This window comes from Bacillus sp. TH13, from assembly GCF_016651175.1.
In the GTDB taxonomy this organism is placed as follows: Bacteria; Bacillota; Bacilli; order Bacillales; family Bacillaceae_G; genus Bacillus_A; species Bacillus_A thuringiensis_S.
Genome location: NZ_JAEKEJ010000025.1, coordinates 4,438,107 through 4,456,453 on the forward strand (window position 1 = coordinate 4,438,107; position 18,347 = coordinate 4,456,453).

The window sequence follows — 18,347 nt, forward strand, 5'->3', positions numbered from 1 at the left end:
TGTAAGTAGGCTATACTGAAATACATACATTTTATTTTTGGAGAGATGTAAAACGACATGGAACTAGCGAAATTGGAAAAAGTAATTGAAATAAAAAAAGAAGAACTTTTATATTTAGTATCGGATTATGGAATTCAACATGAAAAAGTATTGGCATTGAGTCAAGAACTAGACAAATTAATCAATTACTTTATGTTTTTAAAATAAAGAGAACTATGACGGGGTTTGTATATGTTATAGTTCTTTTTTATTAGGTAATTTGAAAATATATTGTCTAATTTCTGACAGAATGCGCAACTTACTAGTCGAATATAAGGACTTTTGGTTATAATAAAAAGGGATTATTAATTGTATCGGTTAGGAGCGCAGCACATATGAAAACAGTTGTTGTTATCGGTGGAGGTATAACGGGACTTTCTACTATGTTTTATTTAGAAAAGTTAAAAAAGGATTATAATATCGATTTAAATTTAATTCTTATTGAGAAAGAAGAGTATTTAGGTGGTAAAATCCATAGTGTGGAAGAAAAGGATTTCATTATGGAGTCAGGAGCGGATTCAATCGTTGCTCGTAATGAATATGTTATACCACTTGTAAAAGATTTAAATTTAGAAGATGAAATGGTATACAATGAAACGGGTATTTCTTACATATATTCTGAAAATATGTTACATCCGATTCCTTCTGATACTATATTTGGGATACCGATGAGCGCCCGGTCGTTGTTTAGCAGTACGCTAGTCTCAACGAAAGGGAAAATCGTAGCTTTAAAAGATTTCATAACGAAAAATAAAGAGTTTACGAAAGATACATCACTTGCTCTATTTTTAGAAAGTTTCTTAGGGAAAGAGTTAGTGGAAAGACAAATTGCTCCTGTGCTTTCAGGCGTATATTCTGGTAAATTGAATGAGCTTACAATGGCATCTACATTACCGTATTTACTGGATTATAAAAATAAGTATGGAAGTATTATTAAAGGTTTTGAAGAGAATAAAAAACAATTTCAATCAGCAGGAAATAAAAAATTCGTATCATTTAAAGGTGGACTATCTACGATAATTAATCGCTTAGAAGAAGTGCTGACTGAAACTGTCGTAAAAAAAGGTGCTATAACGACGGCTGTAAGTAAACAAGAAGATCGATATGAGATTTCTTTTTCAAATCATGAAACAATACAAGCTGATTATGTTGTTTTAGCAGTTCCACATGATATTGCACAAACTTTATTACAGTCTAATGAGTTAAATGAGCAGTTTAATACATTTAAAAACTCATCTCTTATAAGTATTTACTTAGGATTTGACATACTAGATGAACAACTACCAACTGACGGTACAGGGTTTATTGTAACGGAAAACAGTGATCTACATTGTGATGCTTGTACATGGACAAGTCGAAAGTGGAAACATACATCGGGTAAACAAAAATTATTAGTAAGAATGTTTTATAAGAGTACCAATCCGGTATATGAAACAATCAAAAATTATAGTGAAGAAGAATTAGTACGAGTAGCTTTATATGATATTGAAAAGAGTCTCGGAATTAAAAGTGAACCAGAAGTAGTCGAAGTTACAAATTGGAAAGGTTTAATGCCGAAATATCATTTAGAACATAATCAAGCGGTTCAAGAATTGCAAGAAAAAATGACGAATCTTTATCCAAATGTATATGTAGCTGGTGCCTCATATTACGGTGTCGGAATTGGTGCGTGTATTGGAAATGGAAAGAATATAGCCAATGAAATAATGGCTACATTAAATAAATAATACTGTAGAATAAATAAAAACTGTCCCTTCAGCAAAATGGAGGAACAGTTTTTATTTATTTTATTTGAATGGAAATTTTATTGTTTTTTACATTGTTTTCTTTTATTGTTAATGTTATTTCTCCAGACTCTTTAAATGAATACGGTGATAGTTGATAAATATCTTTTATATCATGTTTTTCTTGTAATTTATTTATCGGTATTGATACGATATTTGGCTCCCATGTTTCTTGTTTTCCTGAAGGATATTCTATAAGTATTACCGGATTTTTTAACTGCCTTGTTTTCCAAGAGACGAAATATAGTTGAACTTCTGTATCTTTTTTTAATAATTCTTCGGAGAAATAACCGAATTCGCCTACATTACCGAAAACAGTGTAGTTTTGATTTTTAAATTTAATATCTAAATAACTAGGTTGAAATGTTACTGCATGATAAGTTCCATATGAAAGTGAGAGTATGGCAGCGATTAAAATACCGATTGAAAATGTCTTAAAGCTATTGCCTTTAAAGCTAGTCATCATGAATGAGTTTGGTGTGAATTTTTTTGCGAATAAAAAAATAAGTAATATGAGTAAGAGGGATAAGCCGATGAATATATACATAGGAAATTTACACCTCCACAATAAAATAATGCATTAACTATATTTTACTATAAATGTATGGAATAGGGTGTTTGTTTAGAAAGAGAAAATGAAAAACAATTTCTTTACAGTTCTTGATAATTTAAAATTGATTTATGGAAATTATAGAGTGGTGATTGAGTCGCAATTAGAAGGTATCCAATTCGTGTATATAGAATAAAGAGGGAATGCGTCATTAGAAATGTTTGATTTATGGAACAATAAGGACTTTACTAATTATAAATATTTTTTCTGCTATAATGAATGAGTAGAAAGAAAGGAGTGATCCTATGGCATTTCCTATATTAGAAACAGAACGTTTACGTTTAGTCGAAATAGAACAATCTTATTGTCAAAAAATATATGAAATTTTTTCATTGGATGAGGTAACATGTTATTACGGTATGAATTCTTTTACGGAGTTTGGACAAGCTTCACGTATGATTGAATCTTTTTCAAAAAATTACTTTGAGAAAAAGGCAATACGATGGGGGATTGTATTAAAAGAAACAAATACTTTAATAGGTACAATTGGATTAAATAATCTACAACTGTGGAGTAAACGATCTGAAATTGGATATGACTTACATCCTCGTTATTGGGGGAATGGTTATGCCTCAGAAGCGGCTCAAGAAATTATTCATTATGGATTTCAAGATTTGGGATTATTTAGAATTGGAGCTATTACATACCCTGAAAATGTTACTTCTTGTAAAATGTTATCTAAAATAGGTTTTCATAAGGAAGGGTTATTACGTGGATATATTCATCAAGGTAATAAACAACATGATGCACTACTGTACTCTATAGTTCGAACGGATGTAGAGGATATAAATTTATAATAAAAAACCCCTCTTATAAAAGAGGGGTTAAGTAAAAATTAACCTAATTTAGGTAATAAACGTTCTCCGCTTTTCATGCTACTTTTACATAAAGGGCATTTAGGCTCTTCTTCAAATGAAAAGTTCTTTCTCATCCATCCTAAACAATCCTCTGCCTCACATTCCCAAACAGGGGTTTGTTCTGGTGGTACTTCTGCTACATCGTTCTTTCGATTACGATACATGTAACCACTCCTTTTATGTAAAAAATTTTAGTTATATATTAAAAAGGTTGTTAACCGAGCTGGTAACAACCTTTTTATTGTTTGAATTATAGCTTTACAACGTTTTTAGCTTGAGGTCCACGGTTACCGTCTTCAACTTCGAAGCTAACTTCTTGACCTTCGTCAAGAGATTTGAAGCCGTCGCCAGTGATAGCTGAGAAGTGAACGAATACGTCGTTACCGTCTGCAACTTCGATGAAACCGAAACCTTTTTCGCTGTTAAACCATTTTACTTTACCTGTTAATGTCATGGTAATGCCTCCTAAATTTTAAAAAGATTACAATATGATCGGCCTTATTTGAATGAAAAATAAAAGTTCACATATTATCAAAAACCCATAAGGAGTACAAAATAATCCTGATTGATACTTGATAATATGCAAAGAAAATATAGTGTTAAATTGACCTTAATTACTATCTTACAACAAATGGTGGGAAATAGCAAGTGCTGGTAATACCACTGAGTAATATGGGTGATAATAGTAAAGGCACAAAGGCACCTCTTTTATTTATATATTATTCCTAAATTGGATTTATTCCAAACGAAAATCATTTATATGAAAAAATAAGTTTAAATAAAAGGCTAAATATTATTTTAATATTGCTAATGAGTAACATAATTAGGAGGATAGAATATTGCAAAATAAACAATTTAAAATAATTGAAGCAGCAAAAGAAGGAAGAAGAAAAGTTCATCCTGTTTTTGCTGTCATACTCGCGATTATATTTTTAACTTTAGGTGAATTATTTATGTTGTTTATGCTGATTTTACCGAAAGCAGAAACAACTTTTATGAAGGCGATCTATAGCGACATTGAGATGATATTAACGTTTGGCAGCGCAATATTTTTTGTGTTTTTATGGATTAGATTTGTAGAGAAAAGATCATTTTCATCCATTGGTTTTTGGGGAAATCAATGGATAAGAAAATATTTGAGGGGTGCATTAATAGGATTTGTTTTCATTTCAATACCAGTAAGTTTACTCCTATTAGCAGGAGTTATAACACTACAAATACAACAAATTACAGTAACCACTATATTGGGGATTGTAGGTTCTTTAGTTGCTTTTTTAATACAAGGTGCAACAGAAGAAATTATTGTTAGAGGGTGGTTATTTCCGGTCTTTTCTGTTAGAAGCCGTATATGGATCGGGATTGTTGTGACTTCTTTTTTATTTGGTTTTCTTCATTTATTAAATCCAGGTATTACAATTCTTTCAATATCGAATATAATATTAGTTGGTATATTTGCAGCTTTTTACGTATTAAAAGACAGTAGTCTGTGGGGGATTTGCGCATGGCATTCCATTTGGAATTGGGCACAATATAACGTCTACGGTTTTGCAGTTAGCGGGATGACCATATATTCAACGCCGCTATTTAAACCTACAACAAATGGCCCCGAATTCATCCATGGAGGTTCGTTCGGAATTGAAGGTAGTATCATTACAACAATTATGCTCACTATCGCTTCGATTGTTTTATGGAGACATTTATGGGGAAGAAAAGTGAAACAACGAAGTTTTAGTTAATGAAAGAGGGAGAAACTATGGGGATAATAGCATTTGAGGGAGCAAGCGCTGTTGGTAAAAGTACCACGTGCCGTGAATTAGAAAAGAATTATGGTGCTTATATAATACCTGAAGTGAATTTTTTATTTGAAAGACCAAAAAACGAACATAGAACATGGTACTTTGAAAAACAAGTTGAGCGCTGGAATATAGCTGTTCAGAAGTCAGAGCAATATGAATTAGTAATACTTGATGGCGATATATATCAGGCACTTAGTTATAATTGGTGTTTTCATTTTGATCTATTTAATCAGCCATTATCTTTAATAGAAAAATTTTATAAAAAAAGATGATAAATAGGGAAATTGGTTTTCCGGATCAATATTTTTATTTATATACGAACGATGAAGAACTTAGAAAGCGGAAAGTATCTGATGAAACGAAAAGAAGGAGAAACTTTGAAAAACATTTACATATATCAAAATCGTTTCAGTGTTATTATGAAAATTTAAATTCTGTTACAGATGGGTATTGTAAATTAATTGAGGCGAAAAGTGTAAAATCGAATGAAATAGAAATTGTAAAGAATTTAAACAGTTTAAATGTTTGTGAAGAAAGACGTTTTGATGTTTCGAGGTTAGATGCTATTACGAAGTGGTTAAAAGAAAATCGTGCATAAAGTAAAAACAACGAGTGTTGTAGAACGCGCTCGTTGTTTTTTTATAAATATAAAGGAAAAATTTGTAGAATATTTTCGTCACTTTACAGAATAATCTTTCAATTTTAAAGAAAAAGAAATACAATATGAGGAAGTATATATAAATAATATGATAGGGGATGGGATGCGATATTTTGAATGAAGTAACAGTTTTTATATAAGAAGTAATTAGGTAGTAAGAACAGAGATGTTTGGGAGGAAACAAGCGCGATGAAAACACTATTTAAAATAATAGGTATTCTAGCTGGTATGGCGGTAATCGGAGTAGGTTTAACGTATGGTATGCTGCATTATTTAAATAATAGTAAACCAGCTGCGAAAAAGGCATCACCAGCTGCTCCAGCAGTAGAAGTATTAGCTGATAGTAACGTAAAAGCAGAAGATGCAAAGCTTTTAGAAAATGGCAATTATTCATTGCCGAATAGTGGTTTTAATAAAAATTTTAAATGGACAGATGAGAACATACAGACAGCATTACATGAAATGGCACATCAAAAAGCGAAAGCTGATCAAAAGTGGGGCTATATTTTTATTACACAAGAGCGGATTGAAAGCTTAATTGATATTGTAAAGAGTAATGATCTTGTACAGGGAAGTACATATGTAGAAATTTTAGAACGATGGAAACAAGGAAAATATGAAAAAGTTGATGCAGATCACAATAAGATTTGGAAATTACAAAGTGGGAATTTAGGAGAAGGAAAAGGAGTAATGTCGGAAGCTGAGCAAAAAGAATTAATTAATCAAGTGTTTATGAACAAAGGTACATATTCAGGTAGTAAATTAATTGCAGGTGGGGGACAGACTAATAAATAGTATACTAATTAATGAAAGAGAGTAATTGCTTATTAGGCAATTACTCTTTTTATATGTACGTCTTAATATTTTAGTCTCGTTCAAGTAAGGAAAGGAACGACTGTAATACCGGGGAAATCCATCTAGATTTATGATAGATTACATGACTTTGAATAATGGTTGGAGTTTCGATAGGCTGAAAACATAGTTGTTCTTTTTGGCAACTTTCTTGTACAACGATATAAGGAAGAATTGAAATGCCTAACTCACACATAACGGATTGTTTAATTACTTCAACACTGGAAGTTTCAAATGTTTTAGCTGGAATATTTCCACTTTGACGTAAAAAACGATCTACCATTGGCCTATAGCCGCAGCTTTGTTCTGTAAAAATAAACTGGGTGTCCTGTAATAATTGGAATGGCTTTGTATGTGCAGCGGAATAAGTTGGTAAAATCCATCCAAATGTTTCATTACTAAAAGTACGCGTAATAAAATCATTATGTTCTATACTTTCTCCAATTATGAAGATAGCGTCTGTTTCTCCTTCACGTAATTTTTGTAATGCTTGTTCATTTGTGTTTGTTTCAAGTACGATATTTACTTTCGGATTTTTCTGTTTGTAAGTACGTAATAATTGTGGTAAACGATACACTGCTAATGATTCGTTTGATGTAATACTCAATGTACCTTTTAAATAATCTGTATTTTGGGGGATTTCTTGCGCTTTTTCATATATTGCAAGTAATTCTAATGCGTAAGGATGAAATTGATTACCTGCTTTTGTAAGTAGCACTTTTTTCCCTAACCGATCGAAAAGAGGAATATGTAAATCGTTCTCTAAAGCTTTCATATGTGCTGTAACAGTAGATTGCGCATAACCTAGCGCATGAGCAGCTTTAGAAAAATTACCATACTTCACAATGGCGCAAAATGTTTTAACATGTCTCATTTCCATAAGCGATCCCTCTTTTATTATCATGATTTGTGAATGATTATATCATGTATTTTAATTTTCCAAATGATTAAATTCTGTATAAAATAAAATTGTGGAAATATTCATTCAAGTGATATTGGAGGAGAAAAGATGATCAAAAAGGGCTATCATGTAGCTGTTGTTGGGGCTACAGGTGCGGTAGGGCAAAAAATTATTGAACTGCTAGAGAATGAAATGAAGTTTAATATAGTTGAAGTTACATTGCTTTCATCAAAACGATCCGCCGGTAAGAAAGTAAGATTCAAAGGACGAGAGATAATTATACAAGAGGCAAAAACAACTAGCTTTGAAGGTGTAGATATTGCCTTTTTTAGTGCTGGGGGAGAAGTATCTAGACAATTTGTAACTCATGCAGTTTCTAGTGGTGCGATTGTAATTGATAACACAAGTGAGTACCGAATGGCACAAGGTGTACCGCTCGTTGTTCCGGAAGTGAATGCGCACACTTTAAAGCGGCATAAAGGTATTATTGCAGTTCCAAATTGTTCAGCATTACAGATGGTAACAGCACTTCAGCCGATTCGAAAATCATTCGGTTTAGAAAGAATTATCGTTTCAACATATCAAGCTGTATCGGGTTCTGGCATTCATGCGATTCATGAATTACAAGAGCAGGCTAAGTCTATGCTTGCTGGTAAAGAAGTGAAAAGTGATATATTACCGGCGAAAAAAGATAAAAAACATTATCCAATAGCGTTTAATGTACTGCCTCAAGTAGATATATTTACAGACAATGATTTTACTTTTGAAGAAGTAAAGATGATTCAAGAAACGAAGAAAATATTAGAAGATGAAAACTTGAAAATGGCAGCTACTTGTGTACGTGTTCCAGTCGTATCAGGGCATTCAGAATCGGTTTATATAGAACTGGAAAAAGAAGCAACCGTTGCGGAAATTAAGGAAGTATTAATGGATGCGCCAGGTGTTATTTTGCAGGATAACCCTGGTGAACAGCTGTATCCAATGCCATTATATGCAGAAGGGAAAATAGATACATTTGTCGGAAGAATACGTAAAGATCCTGATACGCCAAACGGATTCCACCTCTGGATTGTTTCCGATAATTTATTAAAAGGTGCGGCTTGGAATTTAGTTCAAATCGCAGAGACTTTAGTGGAAAAGGGGATACTTTAATATAATTTAAAGTATTGGGAAATCGTTAATGATTTCCCTGTTTTTATTTCATAATGTTTTTCTATATTCCGACCAACTTTAATTTAAATTAGTCGTTATTGAATTTTTATAAATATCCACTTTATGCGCAGCAAAGCGTAAGGTTTTGGATTCTGCATTAATTGTAAGGTTAATAATAATCGATAACGGCATTTCGACCGTTTTCACAATATCTTCTATAGCAATATACTCATTTTCTGCTTCGTTATAATAAACAACAGAACGAATTACTGCCTCGTTATTTTCAATGTCAATTTCACACATCATAGGGAATTTTTTACCATTATGTAAGAATAGTTCGCCTAGTACGATTGAACCGTTTAACTCCTCTGTAAAATTAGTAGTTGCTGCTGGTTTTACCCATGTTTCGTCATGTTCTTCGTTTTCCTCTTCATCTATTGCCCATTCCCAAATGGGGTTTTGTTTTAGGTCTTCAATAGTTAATTCATCAATTGGTTTGCAATTGCTCATACATAAATTCTCCTTTTGCTTTGATAAATAAGTTTCTTAATCTCAAAAATTAGATGATTGCTTACGAGTAAGTTCAATATAGTATTTTGCTCATTTGATATTAAACTATTTTATTTTGAAATAAAGCTTCTGTAGCAATATTAACAAAAAAATAATTATTTAGTAAATAATTATTAGTGGAGGTTTTAAAGTGGCATGGAGTTAAGGTAAGGTAGTAAAAACATCAAGAATGAATGGGATTCATTTGGTACGATATGGATATGTTTAATAAGAGGGGGAATTTGATGTATTAAGTAAAGGGGTATTTTTCATCGCTCAAAGGAAGTCATTATGAAATTGGTAAGCAACAAGGTGAATTTGTGAAACAACATTCTTATCTTATTCCGCAATTTATAGAGTAAGAAAACTTAATATCGCATAACCATTGGACAGAATCTAGAAATATATTAAATCAATATTGTTCTGGAATTAATGAAGAAATTGAAGGTTTTTGTGAAGTATTAAAAATTCCTTCAAAAAATATGATGTATTACTATTAAACACTATTGAAAGCAGGTTGTAGTCATTGTGTAGTATTACCTAAAAAGACAGATTCAACTCACACTTATGTATTAAGAAATTATGATTTGTCACCAGTAATAGATGATATGCGTTTTTGCTCGACGCATGTTGAAGGTGCGTATGCACATAGTGGCTTTTCTACTCAATATTTTGGTCGAACAGAAGGGGTTAACGAACATGGATTATCTGTTACATTTTTAGCATGTGGTCAACCAGTAGGAAACATTGCAGGTTTAAGAAAGCCAATGGTAAATGGTTTACAGTGTTTTGCGGTAATTCGATTGTTGTTGGAGAAATGTAAAAATGTGCAGGAAGCTAAGTCACTAATAGAAGAAATACCAATTGCTAGTAATATTAATTTAATAGTAGCTGATCCTTTAAACGCAGCACATATTGAAATATTTGACGGTCATAAATCCACAACAACGATTGATGGTGACAATCAAGCTTTTATTGTATCAACAAACCATGCAGTTAGTTCATCAATTCAGAAATTAAATAATAGGAGATTAGAACAATCTACAAAGAGATATCACGTTTTACATGAGCATTTAAATAGATATGAACAAGTGAGCATAGAGTCTTTAAAAGAGTTAGTAGAAGAAGAATATCCTGTTGGACTAACTGTACATAACTATGAAGAATGGTTTGGAACTTTACATTCTGTATTATTCGATTTACATGATCGTACAATGAAGATTTGTTTCGGATCACCACTTTTAAACGACTGGTACTCATTGAAAGTTGGAGGAAGTATGCCGTTTTCTGAGGTGAATGTGAACTTTAAAAATAAAACTTATACTGACTTTTTGGGGGAAGATAAGAATAAATTGATGCCTAAAAGATAAATGGGATAAGATGGTAATGTAAAGAGTACATTTACACTGGAGGGATTACCAATGCTAAAAGTTATGTTACCATTTGTTCTTATCTTTTTTCTTGTCATTACGATGTATATTGCTTATCAAAAGAGAAAAAATCCGGGATAAAAGGATTGAAAAGTGCGTTAACTTCTATTTGCTTTTTTTCACTCGCAATCTTAAATATGTTTGCATATTGGTTTCATTTTGGCGGTGCTTTTACTTGGTTATTTTCAATTGTATTATTGCTAGTTGGTGCATATTTTACAAAATATATTCCAATATCTAAAAAGGTACATTAAAATCTATAAGAGTTTAATATAATGTTTACTTTGTTTTGAAAAGAGATTATTCTACTAGATCGTTGTGAAACGGTTTCATAGGATAATCTCTTTTGTTTAGTTTTGGAAAGAACGTACTGTACTTTTTAGTTGCTCAATAAATTCTCGAGTGGCAGCACACATATATTTATCTTTTCTATAAATAAGCCCTATTTCAATTATTGGAGTAGGGTTTTCTATTCTAATAGCTTGAATGTTTTTATTTTGTAAAAAGTCTATATATGGTTTGGGTAACACTGTAATTCCCATTCCTTTGGAAACCATTTGGATTAAAGATTCCATCGTACTAATTTCTAAAATTGGTCTTGGTTTAAAGTTTAATTTTTGACAATGAGAAGTAATTAGTTCGGTTAAAAAGAAATTTTTAGGCAAAAGAATTAAAGAGTAGTTCTGTAATTCAGCAATAGATACATGATTACGTTCAGCTAATCGATGACCAGTGGGCACGACCAATGTAAGGTCGCTTTTGTATAGAGGGATAGAGATGATTTCTTTATCTTGCACCGGGAGAAATGTAATTCCGATATCTAGTTCGTTTTGTAATAATTTTTCACGAATATCTCCTGTACGAAGCCCTAATACAGAAAGCTCTATATTGGGATATAAATTATTGAAATTTAAAATAGCTGGTGGTAGTAAATAATTTACGACGGTTAACAAAGCCCCTATTGTTAAGGAACCTTGCTGTAATCCGTTTAGGTCTTGAATGGCTGAACGAGCTTGTTCGACTTCATGAAAAATAGTTTTACAATGTGATAATAAAATTTTCCCTGCTTCAGTTAAAGATATTTTTTTACCAATTCGATCGAAAAGTGGCATTCCTACTTCATGCTCTAATGCACGTATTTGTTGACTTAGTGAAGGCTGTGAAATATTTAATTTCTCAAGCTGCTTTTGTGAAATGTAATTGTTTTGAAACAGCTAAAAAGTATTCAAGTTGTCGTAATTCGATTGGAATCACCTCAAGTATAATGATAGGTTATACCTATCATTATTATATAAATAATTGAATTGAACAATGATTTTAGAGGTTTTATAATCATCTTTATATAACAGAGAGGGTTGTAAAAATTAATCGAGAGAAAATACATGTAACACCTTTAAAGGAGGAAATAGAATGGCTAATAAATATCAATTATTATCTTTAAATATAGGATTACCAAAAGAGGTTACATACGGCGGAAAAGTAATTCATACAGGCATAAATAAGAAACAAGTAAAGGAACCGGTATATTTATCCTTTGTAAAATTTAATGGGGATGGACAAGCTGACTTAGTTCATCATGGAGGAGTAGATAAAGCAGTTTGTGTTTATACTGGTGATCACTATCCATACTGGGAAAAAGAATTGAATCAAGATCTTGTATATGGGGCTTTCGGAGAAAATATAACAGTTAGTGGTATGCGCGAAGAGGATGTTTGTATTGGTGATACGTTTGAGCTAGGACAGGCAATCGTACAGGTAACACAACCAAGGCAACCTTGTTTTAAATTAGCAAAAAAATATAATATTCCAAAGTTACCACTGTATTTTCAAGAAACAGGATATACAGGATTTTATTTTCGTGTATTAAAAGAAGGATGGGTATCATCAGTCGATACATTAAAAAGACTACAGTCTGATCCAAAAGGTGTTTCAGTAGCGTTTGCTAACCGTATCATGCACAAGGAAAAACAAAATATTGAAGGGATAAAAAGGATATTAGAAGTAAATGCACTTTCAAGTAGTTGGAGAAAGTCTTTTGAAAAGCGTATAAGTGGAGAAGAAATTAATACGAAGGAAAGACTTGAAGGGATAAAAGACTAAAAATATTTTATTATAAATAGTGTATTTCTATTAGTAAAAGCTAATTAGAAAGCGCTATTTTTATATAATAAACTAATTAATATCCAAAAATCTTAATATTGTTTTATTCGACTTATTTTCAAATAGTCAAAACATAAAATTAATTAGACTTTTTTTTATGTTTTATGATAGTATATTGATTGGTAAGACCTCTATTTTTAAGAGTAGGTCATATAAGTATATCTAATTTAATGGAATTTAACATTTGGAGGTACAACATGGGGAATGTTGAAAAATTGGCAAGTCTTCTAATAGAAGAACCGAAAAGAGAGCAGTTATTTCCTTTATTTGAAGAAGTGTTTGAAATTACAACTCAAACATTGAATGATTTTTCGGATAAAGGGTATTGGGATGATACATATAAAGCTTTATCATTTTTACAAGAAGATAAAGTGATTGCAAATGTTGCGGCATTTTCACTCCCATTATTAATTAATGGAGAAAAAATAAATGCGGCGGGTATTCAATCAGTAATGACACATCCTAATTTCCGTAGACAAGGGCTAATGACACAATTAATGGGTAAAATGATAGAAGAAATCGATAAGAAATGTGAATGTGCATTATTGTTTACGGAAAAACCGGAACTATATACAGCGTTTGGATTTAAAGTTGTGCAGGAATATTTGATGACTATACCATACGATAAAAACAATAATAACGATTCACTACTTAAAAAATTAGATTACTATAATGTAGAGAATAGACAGTTAATACATGAAACTATTGATAGTGGCCAAAGACTTTCAAATAATTTTTCAACTTTAAACTTCCATCCTTCATTTTATTTGAATATGTATGACTCGGAATGGAATGAGAAATTGTATTATTCAGAGAAACTAGATGCTTTAATCGTTTATGAAGTAGACAATGAAAAGTTGAAATTATTTGGAGTATTTGCGCCAGTACTTCCGGTTTTAGATGAAATATGTGGAGAAATCAATGAAAGGTTTACGGAAATCGAATTTTATTTTTCTCCAGATCAATTAGGGATTGAGGATGTACAGTTTACAGAATTACAGTCTAGTAAGTATTTAATGGTTCGAAGTGATAAAGAGTTAGATTTTAAAGGTTATAAATTCCCAGTATTAGCGGAGTTTTAAATGTCTATATAAATGCTTTATTATGGAGGAGCTATGAATATATCGTATATACCAGAACGTATTGAGCAACTCACTATAATGAATGTACCTGAATACTATAAGATTAATGATAATCATGCGTTTATTGTCCGTTCGAAAGCAGAAACTGATTTTTGGCTTAAAACACATTATGGTTTTGAAGTAATGAATGGTCATGTATTTTATAATGAGATGATGACAGACTTTCAAGCTGAAGTTCAGTTACGTATGAATCCAAATTCAAAATTCAATCAAGCAAGTCTTTTTGTTATGATTTCGGAGAACTGTTGGCTAAAAACATCTTTAGAATATATCCCTGAAGGGCCATCTCACTTAGGTGCTGTCGTAACGAATAATGGATATTCTGACTGGTCAACGCAAGATTATCCAACTGAAGAAGCTAAGCAACAAATTCGTTTTCGAATTATTCGAAAACGTGGTGATTATACAATATATGTGAAAAAGAGCCATCAATGGGAACAAATAAGAATCACTCATTTAATGGAGGATATAGGGAATGAGCCTGTTAAAATAGGTTTTTACACGTGTAGTCCTTCTAAAAATAAGGGATTTGAGACTGAGTTTTTAGAATTTACAATTGAAGAAATATAGATAAAAAACCGTATTCTTTTCATTAAGAATGCGGTTTTTGTATTTACATACTATAAAGCACATTTATTGACCAGAAAGTCATTAATGCTTATCATTTAATGATGTTAAATATTAATTTACATAATATAATAGAAGTAATGAAGAAATTACAAAATATATCGCTTAAATAAGGAGGGATATGAATTATTCAGTGGTAATTTCATGGGAAAAGGAGATTATGTATGAAATCATTTCGTAAGTTATTACAGTATTTAAAACCATACATGTTCTTCGCTATTATTGGACCGCTATTTATGGTACTTGAGGTTGCGATGGACTTAATTCAACCGACTATTATGCAACATATCATTGATGTTGGGATTGCAAATCGGGATTTAAATTATGTAATAAAAATGGGGCTTCTTATGATAGGGGCAGCAGCACTCGGTTTAGTTGGAGGGCTTGGGTGTATGATGTATTCTACAAAAGCAGCTGTTAATTTCGCTACAGACATAAGAAAAGATGTGTTTGCGAAAATAGAAACATTTTCTAGTAATAATCGTGATTCATTTGGAACAGGTAAATTATTAACGATTGTGACGAATGATATCACTTCTATTCAATCGGCAATGACGATGACATTACGTGTTCTCGTTCGTGGTCCACTTTTATTTATCGGAAGTATAATTATTGTTTTTGTAACAGCGCGAGAGTTATTTCCAATATTACTTGTAGTTGTTCCAATTTTATTACTTGCAATTATTTTAATTGCAAGTAAAGCAAGTGGTACATTTAAAAAGGTGCAAGAGGCATTAGATAAAGTGAATACAAAGTTACAAGAAAATTTATCTGGTGTGCGTGTTATAAAAGCGTATGTAAGACAAAAATATGAAATCGCTCAATTTGGAAATGTAAATACAAATTTAACGAAGATAAATATTCGAGCTGTGCAACTTATTTCTTTAATGATGCCAATCATTATGCTAGTTGTAAGTGGTGGGATTGTCGCAACATTATGGATTGGTGGAGAAAAAGTATTCAATGGAACACTTCAAGTAGGAGCGATTTTGGCATTTATTAATTACTTGAATATCATTTTAATGTCACTTATGTCGATTAGCATGGTATTTATTCAAATTGCGCGAGCTTTTCCATCTGCGGATCGTGTAAAGCAAGTGTTAAATACTGAAGTTGATATTATAAGCGAAGCGAATGCGATTGAACCTGAGAAAATCGAGGGGAATATAGAATTTAAAAATGTTAGTTATAGCTATACGAAAAATAATGAATACGTTTTGAAAGATATTTCGTTTAGCATACAAAAAGGTGAAAAAGTAGGGATTATTGGATCGACTGGAAGTGGTAAATCAACCTTAGCGAAACTGTTACCACGTCTATATGATGTGGATCAAGGTGAAATATGTATAGATGGAATAGATGTTAAAACATATGATTTGCAAAAACTCCGTGCTTCAATAGGCTTTGTACCTCAGAAGGCGTTGTTGTTCTCAGGTAGTATAGAAGAGAATTTACGGTATGGTAAAGAAGATGCAACACATGATGAGCTGGAAGTAGCAGCTGCATCAGCTTGTGCGACTGAGTTTATCAATAAGCTGGAAGAATCTTATCAATATAATTTAACACAAGGTGCAACAAATCTATCAGGTGGACAAAAACAACGTGTATCAATTGCAAGAGCACTTGTGAGAAAACCACCGATTCTAATATTAGATGATTCTACATCAGCAGTTGATGCGAAATCAGAGGCTACCATTCAAACAGCTTTAAAAACAAAATATAAAGGCACAACGACTTTATTAATTGCGTCCAAAATTTCTTCCATAATGGATGCGGATAAAATACTTGTATTAGATAATGGTGAATTAGTTGGCAATGGTACACATGAACAATTGTTAGAACAAAGTGAAGTTTATCAGGAAATTTATCTTTCCCAAGGTGGTAATTTGTATAAAGAAGGTGGGGAAGAACATGCGTAATTTTCAAGGACAATTTGCTAATAAAGGTGGAAGAAACACGCCAAAGATGGGGAAAACTAAAAATGCTCAAGGAACTGTAATGCGGATATGGAATTATATGGGCTATCAAAAAGCTGCTCTTATGTTTGTTATATTTCTAGTAGTTGTTACTACATTACTTGGATTATTAGGTCCATATTTTATGGGAGTCATTATAGATCAATATATTGTACCGAAAGATTTAAGTGGTACAGCAAGAATGTGTATGTTACTTATCGCGATTTATGGTGTAACGGTACTTTTAACATGGTTACAAACGTTTGTCATGATTAACGTTGCATTAAAAACAATTCAAAAAATACGACAAGATATTTTTGAGAAAATCCAAACGCTTTCTTTACGTTTCTTTGATGTACGTTCTCAAGGTGATTTAATGAGCCGTGTGACAAATGATATAGATAATTTGAACCAAGCTTTGACACAAAGTGTTGTACAAATTATTTCATCAGCATTAACTTTTATAGGTGTAACGATTGCGATGTTCGCCTTAAATTGGATTTTAGCAATTGTAACTTTAATTACAGTACCTATTATGTTTTACGTTACAAAAAAACTAGTTGCATATAGTGGGAAAAACTTTGCGAAGCGTCAAAAAGATTTAGGTGAATTAAATGGATTTATTGAGGAAGCAATTACAGGTGCGGATGTTACAACGTTGTACGGAAAAGAAAAAGAAACTGTACAAAATTTCAATAAAATTAATGAACAGCTAAGAGTTTCAGCTACGAAGGCTGATACATTTTCAGCTTTTATTTTTCCAAGTATGAACTTTATTAATAACTTAGGTATGGGGCTTGTCATTGGGACTGGATCAGTTATGGTCTTAAACGGAATGACAACAGTAGGAGTTATTGCGGCTTTTATTAATTATTCTCGTCAATTCTCAAGACCGCTAAGTCAATTTGCGACTTTAATGAATACAATTCAAGCGGCAGTTGCTGGTGGAGAACGTGTTTTTGAGATTATGGATGAGGTACCAGAAATTCAAAATAAAAAAGACGCATTTGTTGTACAAAATTTACAAGGGCATGTTGTACTTGAGAATGTTTCATTTGGCTACGCAGAAAATAAAACGATTTTAAAAGAAGTAAGTCTTAAAGCGCAGCCAGGAGAGACAATTGCTTTAGTTGGTCCGACTGGATCAGGGAAAACAACAATCATTAATTTGTTAACTCGTTTTTACGATATACAGCAAGGACAAATTCATATTGATGGAAAAGATATAAAAGATTATGATATTAATTCTTTACGAAGTAAAATAGGAGTAGTTTTACAGGATACGTATTTATTTGCAGGTTCGATTATGGATAATATACGTTATGGACGCTTAGATGCTAGTGATGAAGAAGTCATCACTGCAGCTAAGGCAGCATCTGCACATTCTTTTATTAAGCATTTGCCAAATCAATATGAAACAGAAATTGCTTCAGAAGGATCGAATTTAAGTCAAGGACAAAAACAACTTCTTGCGATTGCACGAGCAATCTTAGCAGATGCAGATATATTAATTCTCGATGAAGCGACATCTAATATTGACACAAGAACAGAATTACAAATACAAGCAGGACTAAATAATTTAATGAGAGGTCGCACAAGTTTTGTGATCGCTCATCGACTTAAAACAATTGAAAAAGCAGATCAAATCCTTGTTATAAAGGATGGAAGAATTTTAGAAAGAGGGAATCATGAATCTCTCATGGAAGATAAAGGGTTTTATTTTGATTTGTATACGAGTCAGTTTAAAATTTAATATAAAAAATGAGGTTTCTCTAGAAAAGAGAAGCCTCATTTTTTATATTTGTAAATTTTATGAATCACTTTTCTAACCAAAT

Annotated in this window: 16 protein-coding genes and 4 pseudogenes; 14 read left to right on the plus strand and 6 right to left on the minus strand. The window is 31.9% G+C overall.

What is annotated here, in order from left to right:
* The first annotated feature begins 57 nt into the window (after positions 1-57).
* Positions 58-207, plus strand: a complete 150-nt coding sequence (locus JFU02_RS31250; protein ID WP_000417698.1) for an aspartyl-phosphate phosphatase Spo0E family protein — start codon at positions 58-60, stop codon at positions 205-207.
* A 167-nt stretch (positions 208-374) separates the two neighbouring features.
* Positions 375-1,766 carry a protoporphyrinogen oxidase gene (locus tag JFU02_RS31255; RefSeq protein WP_201072108.1) on the plus strand — a complete coding sequence of 464 codons (1,392 nt, stop codon included), beginning with the start codon at positions 375-377 and terminating at the stop codon, positions 1,764-1,766.
* Positions 1,767-1,821: 55 nt separating this feature from the next.
* Here the strand turns inward: JFU02_RS31255 and JFU02_RS31260 are convergent, their stop codons facing one another.
* Positions 1,822-2,370 (minus strand): hypothetical protein, encoded by a 549-nt coding sequence (locus JFU02_RS31260; RefSeq protein ID WP_000275235.1) that lies wholly within the window; start codon positions 2,368-2,370, stop codon positions 1,822-1,824.
* A 308-nt stretch (positions 2,371-2,678) separates the two neighbouring features.
* Between JFU02_RS31260 and JFU02_RS31265 the strand changes: the two genes are divergently transcribed.
* The gene (locus JFU02_RS31265; protein WP_000885376.1) at positions 2,679-3,230 is read left to right on the plus strand and encodes a GNAT family N-acetyltransferase; all 552 of its coding nucleotides are present in this window, start codon (positions 2,679-2,681) and stop codon (positions 3,228-3,230) included.
* A gap of 38 nt (positions 3,231-3,268) precedes the next feature.
* Here JFU02_RS31265 and JFU02_RS31270 read toward each other — a convergent pair whose 3' ends face one another.
* Positions 3,269-3,454, minus strand: coding sequence for a cold-shock protein (locus JFU02_RS31270; RefSeq protein WP_000286198.1), 186 nt, complete (start codon positions 3,452-3,454; stop codon positions 3,269-3,271).
* Positions 3,455-3,540: 86 nt separating this feature from the next.
* Positions 3,541-3,744 carry a cold-shock protein CspD gene (gene cspD, locus JFU02_RS31275; protein WP_000176365.1) on the minus strand — a complete coding sequence of 68 codons (204 nt, stop codon included), beginning with the start codon at positions 3,742-3,744 and terminating at the stop codon, positions 3,541-3,543.
* A 385-nt stretch (positions 3,745-4,129) separates the two neighbouring features.
* Here cspD and JFU02_RS31280 point away from each other — a divergent pair, with 385 nt between their 5' ends.
* From JFU02_RS31280 to JFU02_RS31290, 3 genes and pseudogenes are all read left to right on the plus strand, one after another.
* Positions 4,130-5,026 carry a CPBP family intramembrane glutamic endopeptidase gene (locus JFU02_RS31280; protein ID WP_201072110.1) on the plus strand — a complete coding sequence of 299 codons (897 nt, stop codon included), beginning with the start codon at positions 4,130-4,132 and terminating at the stop codon, positions 5,024-5,026.
* Positions 5,026-5,684, plus strand: a pseudogene (locus tag JFU02_RS31285) (chloramphenicol acetyltransferase). The gene JFU02_RS31280 and the pseudogene JFU02_RS31285 overlap by 1 nt, the downstream one beginning before the upstream one ends.
* A 249-nt stretch (positions 5,685-5,933) precedes the next feature.
* A complete protein-coding gene (locus tag JFU02_RS31290; RefSeq protein ID WP_000853593.1) occupies positions 5,934-6,539 on the plus strand; it encodes a PRK06770 family protein in 606 nt (201 codons plus the stop codon).
* 70 nt (positions 6,540-6,609) lie between these two features.
* Here the strand turns inward: JFU02_RS31290 and JFU02_RS31295 are convergent, their stop codons facing one another.
* Complete coding sequence (locus JFU02_RS31295) at positions 6,610-7,476, minus strand: LysR family transcriptional regulator (RefSeq protein ID WP_098867659.1); 867 nt, start codon at positions 7,474-7,476, stop codon at positions 6,610-6,612.
* 129 nt (positions 7,477-7,605) lie between these two features.
* On the opposite strand from JFU02_RS31295, the gene JFU02_RS31300 reads away from it, so the two are divergent.
* Positions 7,606-8,649 carry an aspartate-semialdehyde dehydrogenase gene (locus JFU02_RS31300; RefSeq protein ID WP_098867660.1) on the plus strand — a complete coding sequence of 348 codons (1,044 nt, stop codon included), beginning with the start codon at positions 7,606-7,608 and terminating at the stop codon, positions 8,647-8,649.
* 78 nt (positions 8,650-8,727) lie between these two features.
* Here the strand turns inward: JFU02_RS31300 and JFU02_RS31305 are convergent, their stop codons facing one another.
* Entirely contained in the window at positions 8,728-9,159 is a 432-nt protein-coding gene (locus JFU02_RS31305) for a hypothetical protein (RefSeq protein WP_061666757.1), read from the minus strand.
* A 335-nt stretch (positions 9,160-9,494) separates the two neighbouring features.
* Between JFU02_RS31305 and JFU02_RS31310 the strand changes: the two are divergent.
* A pseudogene (locus tag JFU02_RS31310) lies at positions 9,495-10,568 on the plus strand (C45 family autoproteolytic acyltransferase/hydolase).
* A 51-nt stretch (positions 10,569-10,619) separates the two neighbouring features.
* Positions 10,620-10,882 (plus strand): annotated as a pseudogene (locus JFU02_RS31315) (hypothetical protein).
* Between the two features lie 96 nt (positions 10,883-10,978).
* Here the strand turns inward: JFU02_RS31315 and JFU02_RS31320 are convergent.
* Positions 10,979-11,882, minus strand: a pseudogene (locus tag JFU02_RS31320) (LysR family transcriptional regulator).
* Positions 11,883-12,038: 156 nt separating this feature from the next.
* Here JFU02_RS31320 and JFU02_RS31325 point away from each other — a divergent pair.
* The 5 genes from JFU02_RS31325 (at position 12,039) to JFU02_RS31345 (ending at position 18,265) form a co-directional block, all read left to right on the plus strand.
* Positions 12,039-12,728, plus strand: coding sequence for an MOSC domain-containing protein (locus JFU02_RS31325; protein WP_001284790.1), 690 nt, complete (start codon positions 12,039-12,041; stop codon positions 12,726-12,728).
* Positions 12,729-12,985: 257 nt separating this feature from the next.
* On the plus strand, positions 12,986-13,870 hold the full coding sequence (locus JFU02_RS31330) for a GNAT family N-acetyltransferase (protein ID WP_061666755.1): 885 nt from the start codon (positions 12,986-12,988) through the stop codon (positions 13,868-13,870).
* Between the two features lie 33 nt (positions 13,871-13,903).
* Complete coding sequence (locus tag JFU02_RS31335; protein ID WP_201072113.1) at positions 13,904-14,500, plus strand: DUF1349 domain-containing protein; 597 nt, start codon at positions 13,904-13,906, stop codon at positions 14,498-14,500.
* Positions 14,501-14,721: 221 nt separating this feature from the next.
* Positions 14,722-16,476, plus strand: a complete 1,755-nt coding sequence (locus tag JFU02_RS31340; RefSeq protein ID WP_061666753.1) for an ABC transporter ATP-binding protein — start codon at positions 14,722-14,724, stop codon at positions 16,474-16,476.
* Positions 16,469-18,265 (plus strand): ABC transporter ATP-binding protein, encoded by a 1,797-nt coding sequence (locus tag JFU02_RS31345; RefSeq protein WP_061666752.1) that lies wholly within the window; start codon positions 16,469-16,471, stop codon positions 18,263-18,265. The genes JFU02_RS31340 and JFU02_RS31345 overlap by 8 nt, the downstream gene beginning before the upstream one ends.
* Positions 18,266-18,347 lie beyond the last annotated feature (82 nt).

What these genes read in the sequence shown, in the direction of transcription:
- JFU02_RS31255 (WP_201072108.1), top strand. Translation starts at nt 375, where the DNA reads ATGAAAACAGTTGTTGTTATCGGTGGAGGTATAACGGGACTTTCTACT.
- JFU02_RS31265 (WP_000885376.1), top strand. Translation starts at nt 2,679, where the DNA reads ATGGCATTTCCTATATTAGAAACAGAACGTTTACGTTTAGTCGAAATA.
- JFU02_RS31335 (WP_201072113.1), top strand. Translation starts at nt 13,904, where the DNA reads ATGAATATATCGTATATACCAGAACGTATTGAGCAACTCACTATAATG.
- JFU02_RS31260 (WP_000275235.1), bottom strand. Translation starts at nt 2,370, where the DNA reads ATGTATATATTCATCGGCTTATCCCTCTTACTCATATTACTTATTTTT.
- JFU02_RS31295 (WP_098867659.1), bottom strand. Translation starts at nt 7,476, where the DNA reads ATGGAAATGAGACATGTTAAAACATTTTGCGCCATTGTGAAGTATGGT.
- JFU02_RS31250 (WP_000417698.1), top strand. Translation starts at nt 58, where the DNA reads ATGGAACTAGCGAAATTGGAAAAAGTAATTGAAATAAAAAAAGAAGAA.
- JFU02_RS31345 (WP_061666752.1), top strand. Translation starts at nt 16,469, where the DNA reads ATGCGTAATTTTCAAGGACAATTTGCTAATAAAGGTGGAAGAAACACG.
- cspD (WP_000176365.1), bottom strand. Translation starts at nt 3,744, where the DNA reads ATGACATTAACAGGTAAAGTAAAATGGTTTAACAGCGAAAAAGGTTTC.
- JFU02_RS31300 (WP_098867660.1), top strand. Translation starts at nt 7,606, where the DNA reads ATGATCAAAAAGGGCTATCATGTAGCTGTTGTTGGGGCTACAGGTGCG.
- JFU02_RS31325 (WP_001284790.1), top strand. Translation starts at nt 12,039, where the DNA reads ATGGCTAATAAATATCAATTATTATCTTTAAATATAGGATTACCAAAA.
- JFU02_RS31290 (WP_000853593.1), top strand. Translation starts at nt 5,934, where the DNA reads ATGAAAACACTATTTAAAATAATAGGTATTCTAGCTGGTATGGCGGTA.
- JFU02_RS31330 (WP_061666755.1), top strand. Translation starts at nt 12,986, where the DNA reads ATGGGGAATGTTGAAAAATTGGCAAGTCTTCTAATAGAAGAACCGAAA.
- JFU02_RS31305 (WP_061666757.1), bottom strand. Translation starts at nt 9,159, where the DNA reads ATGAGCAATTGCAAACCAATTGATGAATTAACTATTGAAGACCTAAAA.
- JFU02_RS31340 (WP_061666753.1), top strand. Translation starts at nt 14,722, where the DNA reads ATGAAATCATTTCGTAAGTTATTACAGTATTTAAAACCATACATGTTC.
- JFU02_RS31270 (WP_000286198.1), bottom strand. Translation starts at nt 3,454, where the DNA reads ATGTATCGTAATCGAAAGAACGATGTAGCAGAAGTACCACCAGAACAA.